Below are 13,116 nucleotides of genomic sequence, written 5' to 3'. Positions count from 1 at the left end.
TTGGGGTCACACTTCCTTGAGGTGGAAGAGGCGATGGCCGTCGAGCCACGTCTCGAACCCGTCGGGCACGACGAAGGTGGTCGCGTCCGATTCGATGATCGCGGGGCCGGTGATGCGGTTGCCTGGCAACAGCGCCTCCATCCGGTAGAGCTGTGCGTCGACCCAGCGCTTCTTGCGGTAGAACTTGCGCGTACCGAGGAACGCCTCTTCGGGAGGCGTCGGGCCGTGTTCCGGCTCCTTCGGAATCTTCGGCTTGGGGATCGGCACCGAGCCGCGCATGATGGCGCCCGTCACCGAGTATCCCAGCTCCGGCGAGCGGGCGGAGGCGGCGTAGACGCGCCCGTAGGTGTCGTTGAAGGCATCGACGAGCTGGTTCCAGTCTTCCGTCGTGGCGACGGCGGGGAGCGGCGACTCGATCTCAAGGTCATTCAACTGACCGCGATACTGCATGCGGAAGCCCGGCGTCAGCGTCACCTGGTCGGCGGCGTAGCCGTTGAGCCGGAACTCCTCCAGCACGTTCTCGCGCAGTTCCTCCCACGCCTGCTGCAGGGTTTTCGACGCGGCCTCGCGGTCGCTGTCCGGCGCGTCCGGCGGCAGGTTGATGTCGAGGCTTTTGTCGTAGCGGTACTCGAAGTCGGCGGCCGCGCAGCCGAAGGCCGAGAAGCCCGCCGCCCACGCCGGTACGATAACGTCCTCGAAGCCGAGCCCCTCGGTGTAGCCGTAGGTATGCACCGGCCCGGCGCCGCCGTAGGAGAAGCAAACGAAGCTTGCGGGGCTGTAGCCCTTGCCGGAGATCATCGAGCGCAGGTAATCCCGCAGGTCGGAGTCGAGCAATTCGATCACGCCCGCCGCCGCATCCTCGACGGAAAGCCCCAGCGGGTCGGCGACCTGCGCCTTGATGGCGGCCACTGCCCGGTCGCGGTCGAGCTTGATCGCGCCGCCCAGGAAGTTGTCCGGGTTGAGATAGCCGAGCACGACGTGGCAGTCCGAGATGCTGACCGTCTCGATGCCGCTGTCCGCCCAGCAGACGCCGACGCGGTAGCCGGCCGAATCCGGGCCGAGCTTGATCGCCTTCGTGTAGGGATCGAGCCGGATGAAGCTGCCCGCGCCCGCGCCCACCGAGTCCATCGCGACGAGGGGAAGCGACAGCACGAGGCGCGCCATGTCGGGATCGTTCTTGATGGTGAGTTCGCCCTGCGTGATCAGTGCCACGTCGAAGGACGTGCCGCCGATGTCCGAACAGGCGATGTTCTTGTAGCCCAGCACCTCGCCGAGATACTTCGCGCCGATCACGCCGCCGATGGGGCCGGAGACGATGGTGCGCGCCAGCTCCTTCGCCTTCCACGAGATGGTGCCGCCGTGGGTCGCCATCACACGGAAGTCGAACTTCGTGCCGTGCTCCTTGAAGCTGTCGGATATTTTCTTCAGCGTTTGCCGCGAAGGCTCCGCCGCATAACCCTCCAGAATGGTGGTGTTGGTGCGGTGCGTCTCCTTGCGCACGGGATAGTAATCGGCCGAGGCGAACACCGGGATGTTCTTGCCGCTCTTCTTCACCGCTTCCAGCACGATGTCGCGCACGCGCCGTTCGTGAGCCGGGTTGCGATAGCTGTGCAGCAGGCTGATGACGATGCCCTCGACATCCTGATCGATCAGCTCCTGCGCGGCTTTCAGCGCGCTCTCCTCGCGCAGCGGAATGACCACCGTGCCGAACATGTCGACACGCTCCACCACACCGCGCGTGAGGTGGCGCGGCACCAAAGGCGGGTCGTAGCGGTGGGTGTTGAGATGGATCCGGTCCTCATAGGCATAGCCGAGATAGGCCTGGATGGCCCGGCCCATGCGGTGGAAGTCCTCAAGGCCCTGGTTGACGATGAGGCCGCATTTCAGGCCCTTGCGCTGTACCACGCGGTTGAGCATGGCGGTGCCGGAATAGACGCCGGTCTGCAATTGCTTCAGCGCATCGTCGAGGGAGATGCCCCAGGCCGCGAGGCCGTCGACGCTGGAGTTGATGAGGCCTATGGCCTCGTTCTGCGGCGTGCTCTGCGCCTTGCCGACGACGAAGTCGCCGTCCGCGTCGACGAAGAACGTGTCCGTCATCGTGCCGCCGGCGTCGATGCCGAGCACCTGCACGTTACGGGCTGGCACGTCCTTGTTATGGACATTCATGAAGTTACCTCCCCTTGGTCCGTGGTTTTTTGCGAAGCCGGTCCGCTTGTCGACCGGTCCGCCTGTGATGGAGCAAGGGGCGTGCCAGTGGTGCCCGGGCGGCGAAATGCCTTGCCATTGCACGGTAATTCGGGAAACGGCGCGTGTCCGGCCGCTGTCGTGGCGGTGTCGTGTCCGACAGCTATCGGACAATGGCCTGTCCGGATTTCGAACAGGGTAAATCAATATATTGTTGCGTGAGAACGTCAGCGGAAGACATATTGGCAAATGCCGTCAAACACGGTTATGCTACGTGACCCAGTTGCGCCGGCCTTACAGAAGCGCAACGGGATGGGGAAACGTGGACGGTTGACAGACCTGGGGCATCGCGCCGACCGTCGGGCAGGCCGATACGCCTGTCTGCACCTTTCCTCCTGATGCCTGTGCCATTGCAGATGCGGCGTTCCTTCACACGCGGCATGGCACGACGGGAAGGGAACTGCTGTGAACGAACGCGAGATTCGTCAGGCGTGGGAGACGTTCGTGGCCGATGGCCGGGTGCCGTCGGATTTCCGGCAAGACATTGCGGCATCCTGGGTTCGCTCGCGCGGCTATACGAGCATCGCGCGCCGTCGCAATGCCCCGAAGCTGCCGGAGCCGGAGCTTTACCGCCGCAGGCACGAGAACCGCATCCTTCTGAACGCCGCCCGCGGCGCGCTGGCGCGCACGGCCGATTTTCTGGCCGAGGCGAATTCGATGATCATCCTCACCGATCCCGGCGGCCTCATCATCGAGACGAGGGGCGATCCGCGCGTCATCGATTCAGGGCGCGACGTCCATCTCGAACGCGGTGGGCGCTGGGCGGAGGATGATATCGGCACCAACGCCATCGGTACCGCCATCGCGATGAAGCGCCCCGTCCAGATCCACGCCGCCGAGCATTATTGCGAGGATGTGCAACGCTGGACCTGCGCGGCGAGCCCCGTCAGGCACCCCATAGACCAGGAGATGCTCGGCATCATCGATATCTCCGGGCCGGCCAGGACGTTCAATCCGCAAAGCCTCGCGCTCGCCGTTTCCGTCAGCCAGCAGATCGAGGCGCTCCTGCTGCAGAACGTGCAGGATACACGGGAGGAACTGCTGCGGGTTTTCCTGTCGCGCCGCTCGCGCTGGCAGAACGACGAGATCGTGGTGTTGGACAACCGCGGCGCCATCATCCATGCGACGGACGCCGCGCTCGCGGCGCTCTCCCGCGATCATCCGGGCATGGTCGTCGGCCGGTCGATCGAGCCCCTGCGCGGCGTGCCCCTCGACCTGTGGCGGCCTCTGGTGCGGGGAAGCCTGCCCAGCGCCGAGGTCGAGATCATCGATGCCGCGCGGCGGCAGGCGCAACGCGACGATGCAGGGGACGGCCAGATCGGCGCCGTGCTGACATTTCCCTCCCGGCGCAGGCCGCGCCCGGTGGTGGCGCGGCCGCAAGCAGGCGAAGCCGTCGCTCTCGATGATATTCTGGGCGAAAGCGCGATCATGCGCGAGACGTTCGAGCGTGTCCGGCGCATGGCGGCGAGCCGCGCGCCGGTGCTGATCGAAGGGGAGACGGGCGTCGGCAAGGAGCTTTTCGCCCGCGCGCTGCATATGCTTGGCAGCGCGGAGGGCGCGCCGTTCATCCCGATGAACTGTGGCGGCATGTCGCGCGATCTCATCGCCAGCGAAATCTTCGGCTACGAGAAGGGCGCCTTCACCGGCGCGGACGACCACGGGCGAGCGGGCCGCATGGAGGCGGCCGACGGCGGCACCCTGTGTCTGGACGAGGTCGGCGAGATGCCGGCGAGCCTGCAGCCCTACCTGCTGCGGGTGCTGGAGGACGGCGTCGTCTATCGGGTGGGCTCGAACATCGGCCGGTCGGTGAATGTGCGTCTCGTGTCCATGACGAACCGGGACCTGCTGTCCGAGGTTGCGTGCGGCAATTTCCGGCGCGACCTCTACTACCGGATCGCGACATTGCGGCTTGCCATCCCCCCGCTGCGCGAGCGTGGCGACGATGTGCTGCTCATCGCCGGCCACCTGCTGCACAGGAGCGCGCGCGCCATGGGCCTGCCGATGCCGACGCTCGACCACGAGGTGGCGGACGTGTTCCGGCGCTATCCGTGGCCGGGAAACGTCCGCGAGCTTCGCAACGTGATCGAGAGCATGGTCGTTCTCGGCAGCGCGCATCTGACCATGCGGGAGGTGCCCGGCGAAATCGTCCGCGCCGTCGTCGGCGGCGAGGTTGCGGGGCAGTGGGAGGATCCCGCGCCGGGCACGGCTGAGGACCGCCTCCAGCAATGGAGCGCGGCGCAACGCGCGGTGATCGAGCGTGAACTGGCGCAGACGGGCGGCAACATCTCGCTCACCGCGAGGCGGCTCGGCATCGCGCGTTCGACACTCTACGCCAAGCTCGAAAAATACGGCTTCCGGCGCGACCACTGAACAAATGCGCCGGCGCCTCACGCCCCCGCATCGCTGGAGGCGGCGGCATGCACCACGATCCCGTCGAGCAGCAGTTCGATGGTGAGGGCGTGAACCGCGTTCGGCGCGAGGTCGCGATAGCGCGGCAGGAGCCGCTTCAGCAGCGGATACGAAGCGTCGGGAAGCTGGTCGATCTCCAGGGCGTCCTCGTCGGTCGCGGGGCGGATCAGTCCGCCGACCTCGCCCATCGCAAGGCCGGTGATGCAGGTGTACCAGCCGAGGCAGATGCCCGGGATGTCGCGGTCGGCGATGCCGGCCTCCTTCAGGGCGCGGTGTACCATCTCCACGTGCCCGTAGTCGGCGATGCCGGTGTGCGGGAAGCGTTGCATCAGCCGGAAACTGTGCGGGAAGCGAAGCGCGAGGCTGCGGTACTGGTCGGCGAGGTGGCGCAGCCGCCCGCGCCACGGCTGGTCCTCCGGCGCGGGGCGGATCTGGGCTTCCAGCTGGTCGGCCATGGCGCGGAACAGGCCTTCCTTGGACTTGAAATGGTAAAGGATCGACATCGGGTCGCACCCGACCCGCGCGCCGAGCTTGCGCAGGGTGAAGCCCGCCTCGCCGGCGGCCTCCATAAGCTCGATGGCGGCTTCCGCGAGGACCTTTCTGGATAATCCGCGCGAACCCGGACTGGTTTTGGGTTTGGTGTTGGGCATCTCACGCCGACGGAGAGGGCGGCGGCGGCGCAAGCCGTCGTCTGTGACAGTCGATTCCGGATTTTACGTTGCCGACATGGCGCGCGCAATGTTCTCTGTTCCGCGCCGGGCCGTTCCGGCACGCGGTTGAGCGGAGGCCGGGTTTCGTGCCATGAAAGTCCTTCCATAAAAATCTGCCGGCGCGTCTACACGAGAGGAGAACGGTCATGAGTCATCACCTGAAGTTTTTCATCGACGGTGCCTGGGTTGATCCGGTCACGCCGAATATCCTTGACGTTATCGATCCCGCGACGGAGGAAGCGTTCACGCAAATTTCGATCGGCTCGGCCGCCGATGTCGACAGGGCGATCGCGGCCGCGCGGGCTGCATTCGGCGCCTTCTCCACGACCTCCCGGGACGAGCGGCTCGCCCTGCTGCGGCGCATTCTGGCGCTCTACAACGAGCGTTACGAGGACATCGCCCGGGCCGTGAGCCGGGAGATGGGCGCGCCGATCACCTTCGCGCGCCGGGCGCAGGCTGCCGCCGGACAGGCACATCTGGAAGCGACCATCGCGGCGCTTGAGACCTTTGCCTTCGAGGAGCAGCGCGGTACGACACGCATCTTCCGGGAGCCGATCGGCGTTTGCGCGCTGATCACGCCGTGGAACTGGCCGCTGAACCAGATCGTCTGCAAGGTGGCGCCCGCCATCGCCGCCGGCTGCACCGTGGTGCTGAAGCCCTCGGAGATCGCGCCGGTGAGCGGCATCGTCTTCGCGGAGATCATGGAAGCTGCCGGCACGCCGAAGGGCGTCTTCAATCTCGTCAACGGCACCGGCCCGGACGTCGGACAGGTCATGGCCGGACACCCGGAAGTGGATATGGTCTCCTTCACGGGCTCGACGCGCGCCGGGATCATTGTCGCCCGCACCGCTGCTGAAACGGTCAAGCGGGTTGCGCAGGAACTCGGCGGCAAATCGGCCAACATCATCCTGCCGGATGCCGACTTCGAGCGGGCGGTGACGAAGGGCGTGCGGGGCTGCTTCGGCAATTCCGGCCAGTCGTGCGATGCGCCGACCCGCATGCTCGTGCCGGTGGACCGCCACGAGGAAGCGCTGCGTATCGCGGGCGCGGTGGCGGCAGCGGTGAAGGTGGGCGATCCGCGCGAGGAGGAAACGACGCATGGACCCGTGGTCAGCGCCACTCAGTTCGAGAAGATCCAGCGACTGATCGAAACCGGCATCCGCGAGGGTGCGACGCTTGTCGTCGGCGGTCCCGGCCGGCCGGAAGGGTTGGAACGCGGCTACTACGTCCGCCCCACCGTGTTCGGCCATGTCGCGAACGGGATGACCATTGCCCGCGAGGAGATTTTCGGGCCGGTCCTGTCGATCCTTTCCTATGAGGACGAGGAACACGCCATCCGCATCGCCAACGACACCGTTTACGGCCTTGCCGCCTACGTCCAGTCGCGGGATATCGGCCATGCCCGCCAGGTCGCGGCGCGGATGCGCGCGGGCTCGGTCTATCTGAACTATCCTGAGTGGGACACGACCGCCCCGTTCGGCGGCTACAAGCAGTCCGGCAACGGCCGCGAATACGCCGACTGGGGCATTCACGACTTCCTTGAGATCAAGGGCGTGGTCGGCTGGGGTGAAGCCTGAGGCGGGGGCTCACTCCGCCCATTCGGGGTCGGTGGTGAAGACGATGGTGAGCCAGCGGTCGGGGCTGTCGTCGCCGAGCGCCTTGCCAATCTCGTCGCGCAGCTTGTCCCATTCTTCCAGCCGCTTGGCAGGCCACGCGGGGGGCACGATGAAATAGAGTTCGATCTGCCTGCCGCGCCCGACCCGGGCGACATAGGCGCGGTAGGAGACGAAGCCGTAGCGTTGCACCATCTCCTGCGCGACGGTGTCCACGTGCCGCTTCAGGTCCGCTGGCGTGACCAGCAGAATGTCGGCCAGCGCCCGCCGCACCGTGCCGATGGGCATCGGAATGACAACGAGGCAGACCGCCGCCAGCACGGCGGGGTCGATGTAGGGCGAGATCCACGCAAGCTGCGTGCCCTGCACCAGATAGCCGAAAACGAAGGCAGCGAGCCACGCCACCGTCATGGCGGCCGACATCAGCCAGCCCTTCGCGTCGAGCGCCAGCAGATCGGAGCGGATGGTCTGATTCGCCGACCTCGCATAGAGCCCCATGCCGACCTCCGCCACGAGGGAGATGAGGGCATAGACGATGGCGTAGTCGAAGGAGATCAGGCGCCCGCCCGACAGGAAGGCGTCGATGGCGTTGATCAGCGCGTAGATGGCCGCGCCGATCAGCATCGTGCCGTTCAGCCCCAGTACCATGGGTTCCAGATGCCAGAACCCCATGGTGAAGCGCTCCACCAGCCTGCCGTGGGAAGGGCTGCCCGAGGTGCCGGCCGCGATCAGCCTGGCGACGAGCAGGGCAAGCGTCGTCATGGCGGCGTCCGTCAGTTCGTAGATGCCGTCGAAGACGATGGCCGACGAGCCCGCCAGCAGGCCGAAGAGAATGCCGAGCCCCGACATGAAGACGGTGAGCACGATGGAGACGCGGAGAACGCCCTGTTCCGATTGCATGTTGCCGCCCTCCGTCCGCAAGAAACCCGTCGGCCCCGGGCGGCCACCGGCTGCGCATACCGGCATTGTGACCTGCATCCCGGCGAAAGCCGGGGAAAGGAGCGCGCGGCGCGATTTCCCGAGCGGGCGCACCACGGGAGCACCGTTGCCGGGGAGAGGCGCGGCCACGCGGCGCCCCCGATCTGCCACGCTGCGTTTCTACATCGTAGAATGAAAAAGTCAAGTTCTCAGCCCGTCGCGGATGTTCAGGCCGACCAGCAAGGAAGCCTATCTGGCGACGTTGCGGACGATCATCGCCGCGCTCGATGCGCTTCCGGAATAAGCGGCGATCGGATGACACCGCCCGGCGAACGGGTATTATACCGCCTCCACCGCGAGGCGCCCGCCGGCAGGCGAGGGCGCGCCGCGACGGAAACCGCGGCGCTTTCCGGTTGGATGTAAGCATCCAGGCTTCCGGAATGCGTTCAATATCAAGAGAATCATGGGGCAGGTCCGGCGATGCCGGGTCGGGCTCCGGTAACGGGCGCTGTGAAATCATGTCTCTTCTTGATCGTCTGAACCTCTCTTATCCTATCGTCCAGGCGCCCATGGCCGGCGTCTCCACGCCGGCGCTGGCGGCTGCTGTCAGCGAGGCGGGCGGTCTCGGTTCGATCGGCGTCGGAGCGACGGATGCCGCCGGCGCGCGGGCGATGATCGCGGAAGTGCGGCAGCGCACGGCGCGGGCGTTCAACGTCAACGTGTTCGTCCACGCGCCCGCGCGGGCGGACGCCGTTCGCGAGGCCGCATGGATCGAGGCGCTCGCACCGCTGTTCGCGCGTTTCGGAGCCGAGCCGCCGCGAGGCCTGCGGGAAATCTACCGGAGCTTCGCCGGGGACGATGCGATGCTTGCCGCTCTTGTCGAACTCGCGCCGCCTGTCGTCAGCTTTCATTTCGGCTTGCCGGCGGCACCGCGCATCGCCGCGCTGAAGGCGGCCGGCTGCATCCTGTTGTCGACCGCGACCAACCTGGCCGAGGCCGAAGCCGCGCGCCGGGCCGGCATCGACGCCGTGGTCGCGCAGGGCTTCGAGGCAGGCGGCCACCGGGGTGTGTTCGATCCCGCCGCGCCCGACGAGCAGGCGGGCGTGCTGCCGCTCACACGGCTGCTGGCCGCCCGCGCCGGCCTGCCTGTCATCGCAGCCGGCGGTATCATGGACGGGCGGGGAATCGCGGCGGCGCTCGATCTCGGCGCGGTGGCGGCGCAGCTGGGCACGGCCTTCGTCGCCTGCCCGGAAAGCGCGGCCGACGCCGCCTATCGCGCCGCTCTCGCCGCCGCGCCCGGCACGGTCATGACGGACGCCATCTCTGGCAGGGCCGCACGCAGCCTGCGCAACGGCTTCACCGCATGGGCGGAGGCGCATGCGGCATTGGCGCGGCCGGATTATCCCATCGCCTACGATGCTGGAAAGGCGCTGAACGCCGCCGCGAAAGCCGCTGGGGAGAACGGTTTCGGCGCGCAATGGGCGGGGCAGGGGGCCGGCCTGTCGCGGGCGCTGCCCGCGGCCGAGCTGGTTGCGACGCTCGCGGTGGAACTGGCAGCGGTGCGGGAGCGCTCATCCGTTGCCGAAGCTGCGTCCTGAGGTCCGCTTTTCCATCTACGGACGGCGCGTCAGCCTGCGGGTTCCGCCCGGAAGATTGCCACGGCCGCGGCCACCAGCGCGGCATTGCCAGCGGCCGTCGCGCCGTCCGGCAGATGCTGGCCGTCCTCCAGCCCGACCCGAGTCGACCAGCGTCGCTGACGGGCAAGCGCGACGAAGGGCCAGACCATGGCGTCGAAACCGTGCAGCAGGACCGGCCGCGACGCCTCCGCGCGGCCGAGCACGCGGGCGATGCCGTCCGTCACTTCCCAGGCCGCATCCGGCTCCTGCTCCCCGATCTCGATCAGGATGCGAAACACTTGTCCGTGACCTGCGAGATTCACGAAACGCTCCGCGTCGGCGACTGATGCGAGTCCCGCCTCGATGCCGATTCCCCGGCGCCGGAGCAGATCCATGACGGCCGGCGCGTCGGGTTCCGACAGGTTCACGGACGCATGGTCCGGCAGCGCCTGCCAATCCGCTATGGCGGCGCGCGTCCTCGCTGCGCTGTTCTCGATCCATGCCCCCGTCGAAACGCCGATCAGCGTGCCCGGACAGGCGCGGCGCACGGCGTGCACAGTCGCGTCCACGGCCGCGAGGCTTTCGCAGCCGTCCGTCCCACGCGGGTGAATGTGCAGTTCGGCGGCTCCTGCCGCGACGCAGGACGCACCATCGCCGGCCATTGCCTCCGGCGTGAGCGGCAGCCGGGGATGGAAGCCATCGGGACGCGCACCATTGAGGCAGGCCTGAACGATCATCTGCTTTCCTGTCCGGTGAACTGATGTTTACTTTAATAGAGCGACCGCGGGTTGCAAGAATAACAGCGGCCGGGAAGCTCCTTTCATGCCGGCGGTCCGCGACGGCCGCATCCGGCCTTTTACCACGGTAACCGCCTCCCGCTGCAGCAGCGGGCATGTCGTCATCCGGCTCCCCTTACGTCCTTTTTCGCCGCGCCGCTGCTCGCCGGTCCGGTGTTCTGAATCGGCATAAGAATTATAATATTTCTAAAGCGATGTATTATTGACACAAGAATCGTCAAAATGAACATCGTTTCACATAAAATACTTCAGATTCATCTCACCGTAGGTCAGAAGCATAAGCAGTGCACAGGGTGCTAATTCTGATTCTTCCTTGAGGCGAAAACTTTTGAATTATTGAATTCTTGTTTTCGAAGTAGAGGAATTATAAAAAGGGGCTGTCAACATGACACGTCATGGAGAATTTGTCGGGGCAACGGCCCTGGTGTTGCTGTTTGCCGTTGCCAGCGGGGCTGCTCACGCGCAGGGCGCTGGAGCGCAGAGCCAGCAGGCGAACGCGGACAAGGAGCTGACGGGCGACGAACTGCTGCTCGACGAGGTCGTGGTGGTCTCCGCCCGCGAACAGCTGAACCAGGCGCCGGGCGTGTCGATCATCAGCCGGCAGGAGATCGAGCGCAATCCTCCGGCACGCGGCGACCTTGCCGAGATTATCCGCCGCCAGCCGGGCGTCAACCTCACCGGCAATTCGTCCAATGGCCAGCGTGGCAACAACCGCCAGATCGACATCCGCGGCATGGGCCCGGAAAATACGCTGATCCTCATCGATGGCAAACCGGTGTTCTCGCGCAACTCGGTCCGCATGCGCCGCGGCGGCGAGCGCGATACGCGCGGCGATTCGAACTGGGTCCCGGCGGAAGCGGTCGATCGCATCGAGGTGCTGCGCGGCCCCGCCGCCGCGCGTTACGGCTCGGGCGCCGCGGGCGGCGTGGTCAACATCATCACCAAGCGGCCGGAGAAAACCACGTTCAGCGCGACGAGCTTCGCCAATATTCCGGAAAGCAGCAGCGAAGGCCGCACGTACCGCTCCACCGTCGTGGCGGGCGGGCCCATCGATGAGCGTTTCTCCTACCGCATCTCGGGCAACTACAACCGCAGCGACGCCGACGACATCGATATCAACGAGGACGCCACGCCTGATGGCCAGAACGTCGCCGCCGGTAATGAGGGCGTGATCAACACCGACTTCCGCGGCCTGCTGTCGTGGAAGCTCGACGAACGCCACGTGCTGGACTTCGAGGCGGCATGGAGCCAGCAGCGCAACATCTATGCCGGCGATTCGCTGTTCCAGGATGTGCTCGGCTCCGCGCTCAACCAGGAGCTGGCGCGCGGCGGCCACGAGACCAACCGCGTGACGCGCACCACGCTGTCCGCCACCCATCGTGGCAAGTGGGAATTCGGTACGTCGAATACCTACATCCAGTGGGAAAACACCAAGAACAAGCGCCTCGGTGAAGGCAACGCCGGCTCTGTCGAAGGGCAGATCAACAGCCAATACGCCAAAGATCGCAAGACTATTACGCTCGACAACATCACGGCCAAGAGCGAATGGAACTTCCCGCTGACCATCGTCGTACCCCAGACGCTGACGCTCGGCACCGAGTTCCGCGGCGAGTGGATGGATGACGAGAACATGGCCGACGGCAACGCGCTCGATGCGCCGCAGTTCGGGGTGTCGAGCGCCGAAAACCGCAATCCCAAGAGCCAGGCGATGCTCGGCGCGATCTATGCCGAGGACAACATTCTCGTCACCGACAAGTTCATCCTGACGCCGGGCCTGCGCTTCGACCATCATACCGAGGCGGGCAACAACTGGAGCCCGAGCCTCAACGCCTCGTATTCGATCACCGACGAGATCACGCTCAAGGCCGGTGTCGCGCGCGCTTTCAAGGTGCCCAACCTGTTCCAGCTCAATCCGAACTACCTTTACTCCTCCGCCGGCAACGGCTGCCCTCCCGGCACGGGCCCCTGCTGGGTGATGGGCAATCCGGACCTGAAGGCGGAGACCAGCATCAACAAGGAAATCGGCATCAACTACACCGACGAGAAAGGGTGGAACGCCGGTATCACCTACTTCCACAACGACTACAAGAACCGTATCCAGGCGGGCACGACGACAGTCGGCACGTTCCAGGCATACAACTCGCGGCTGGGCCGCTGGGCCCCGAACAACGTCTTCCAGTGGGAGAACGTGCCCAAGGCCGTCATCTCGGGTCTTGAAGGCAACCTGCGCGTGCCGGTTCTGGAAACCGTGACGTGGAGCACCAACGCCACCTACATGATCCAGTCCAAGGACAAGAGCAGCGGCGAGCCTCTCTCGCTTGTGCCCAAGTACACCATCAACTCGAATGTCGAGTGGCAGGCCACGGAGGAGCTTCAGCTCAACCTCGGCGTCACCCACTACGGTGAGATCGAGGCGCCGACCATCTCCTATTCCACGCTGCAGCCCCTCTCGAATACCCGCTCGCGCTCGCCCTATACGCTCGTCAACATCGGCGCGCGCTACGAGTTCAACGAGAACCTGCGCCTGCTCGCCGGCGTCACCAACCTGTTCGACAAGAGCGTCAAGCGCGAGGGCACGGGCAACAGCGCCGGTGCCAACACGTTCAACGAACCGGGCCGCGCCTACTACATGTCGCTGACAGGCTCGTTCTGACGTTTTCCGGCGCGGGAGGGGGCCGCCACACACCTCCCGCGCTGCCTCTTGTATTCGCGCGTCGATTTTCCGGAGATTGCGTCTGCTTTCCGGCTCGATGCTTCGGATAACAACCAGAGAGACCGACCAGACTTGAAGGCTCCACGCTCCCGCCAG

The 13,116-nt window shown here is 66.0% G+C and carries 8 protein-coding genes; 4 read left to right on the top strand and 4 right to left on the bottom strand.

The window, feature by feature from the left end:
- Positions 1 to 6: 6 nt before the first annotated feature.
- Positions 7 to 2,166 carry a hydantoinase/oxoprolinase family protein gene (locus ACFFJ7_RS04380; protein WP_166947551.1) on the bottom strand — a complete coding sequence of 720 codons (2,160 nt, stop codon included), beginning with the start codon at positions 2,164 to 2,166 and terminating at the stop codon, positions 7 to 9.
- Positions 2,167 to 2,649: 483 nt separating this feature from the next.
- On the opposite strand from ACFFJ7_RS04380, the gene ACFFJ7_RS04375 reads away from it, so the two are divergent.
- Positions 2,650 to 4,614, top strand: a complete 1,965-nt coding sequence (locus tag ACFFJ7_RS04375; RefSeq protein WP_166947549.1) for a sigma 54-interacting transcriptional regulator — start codon at positions 2,650 to 2,652, stop codon at positions 4,612 to 4,614.
- 17 nt (positions 4,615 to 4,631) lie between these two features.
- Here ACFFJ7_RS04375 and ACFFJ7_RS04370 read toward each other — a convergent pair whose 3' ends face one another.
- Entirely contained in the window at positions 4,632 to 5,303 is a 672-nt protein-coding gene (locus tag ACFFJ7_RS04370; RefSeq protein WP_377590871.1) for a TetR/AcrR family transcriptional regulator, read from the bottom strand.
- 206 nt (positions 5,304 to 5,509) lie between these two features.
- Here ACFFJ7_RS04370 and ACFFJ7_RS04365 point away from each other — a divergent pair, with 206 nt between their 5' ends.
- Entirely contained in the window at positions 5,510 to 6,940 is a 1,431-nt protein-coding gene (locus tag ACFFJ7_RS04365) for an aldehyde dehydrogenase family protein (protein ID WP_377590870.1), read from the top strand.
- Positions 6,941 to 6,949: 9 nt separating this feature from the next.
- Here ACFFJ7_RS04365 and ACFFJ7_RS04360 read toward each other — a convergent pair whose 3' ends face one another.
- Positions 6,950 to 7,876 (bottom strand): cation diffusion facilitator family transporter, encoded by a 927-nt coding sequence (locus ACFFJ7_RS04360; protein WP_166947543.1) that lies wholly within the window; start codon positions 7,874 to 7,876, stop codon positions 6,950 to 6,952.
- Positions 7,877 to 8,412: 536 nt separating this feature from the next.
- On the opposite strand from ACFFJ7_RS04360, the gene ACFFJ7_RS04355 reads away from it, so the two are divergent.
- Positions 8,413 to 9,492: an NAD(P)H-dependent flavin oxidoreductase gene (locus ACFFJ7_RS04355; RefSeq protein ID WP_166947541.1), complete on the top strand. Its 1,080-nt coding sequence runs from the start codon at positions 8,413 to 8,415 to the stop codon at positions 9,490 to 9,492.
- A gap of 29 nt (positions 9,493 to 9,521) precedes the next feature.
- Here the strand turns inward: ACFFJ7_RS04355 and ACFFJ7_RS04350 are convergent, their stop codons facing one another.
- The gene (locus ACFFJ7_RS04350) at positions 9,522 to 10,247 is read right to left on the bottom strand and encodes a 3-keto-5-aminohexanoate cleavage protein (protein ID WP_377590869.1); all 726 of its coding nucleotides are present in this window, start codon (positions 10,245 to 10,247) and stop codon (positions 9,522 to 9,524) included.
- 445 nt (positions 10,248 to 10,692) lie between these two features.
- On the opposite strand from ACFFJ7_RS04350, the gene ACFFJ7_RS04345 reads away from it, so the two are divergent.
- The gene (locus ACFFJ7_RS04345; RefSeq protein WP_166947537.1) at positions 10,693 to 12,960 is read left to right on the top strand and encodes a FepA family TonB-dependent siderophore receptor; all 2,268 of its coding nucleotides are present in this window, start codon (positions 10,693 to 10,695) and stop codon (positions 12,958 to 12,960) included.
- Positions 12,961 to 13,116 lie beyond the last annotated feature (156 nt).

The organism is Pseudochelatococcus lubricantis (assembly GCF_042432495.1).
Classification (GTDB): Bacteria; Pseudomonadota; Alphaproteobacteria; order Rhizobiales; family Beijerinckiaceae; genus Pseudochelatococcus; species Pseudochelatococcus lubricantis.
Note: the sequence above shows the minus strand (reverse complement) of the source record. Positions and strands in the feature narration are given on the sequence as shown.

Excerpts from the sequence above, each read along its gene's own strand:
- ACFFJ7_RS04380 (WP_166947551.1), bottom strand. The coding sequence starts at position 2,166 with ATGAATGTCCATAACAAGGACGTGCCAGCCCGTAACGTGCAGGTGCTC.
- ACFFJ7_RS04370 (WP_377590871.1), bottom strand. The coding sequence starts at position 5,303 with ATGCCCAACACCAAACCCAAAACCAGTCCGGGTTCGCGCGGATTATCC.
- ACFFJ7_RS04365 (WP_377590870.1), top strand. The coding sequence starts at position 5,510 with ATGAGTCATCACCTGAAGTTTTTCATCGACGGTGCCTGGGTTGATCCG.
- ACFFJ7_RS04360 (WP_166947543.1), bottom strand. The coding sequence starts at position 7,876 with ATGCAATCGGAACAGGGCGTTCTCCGCGTCTCCATCGTGCTCACCGTC.
- ACFFJ7_RS04355 (WP_166947541.1), top strand. The coding sequence starts at position 8,413 with ATGTCTCTTCTTGATCGTCTGAACCTCTCTTATCCTATCGTCCAGGCG.
- ACFFJ7_RS04350 (WP_377590869.1), bottom strand. The coding sequence starts at position 10,247 with ATGATCGTTCAGGCCTGCCTCAATGGTGCGCGTCCCGATGGCTTCCAT.
- ACFFJ7_RS04345 (WP_166947537.1), top strand. The coding sequence starts at position 10,693 with ATGACACGTCATGGAGAATTTGTCGGGGCAACGGCCCTGGTGTTGCTG.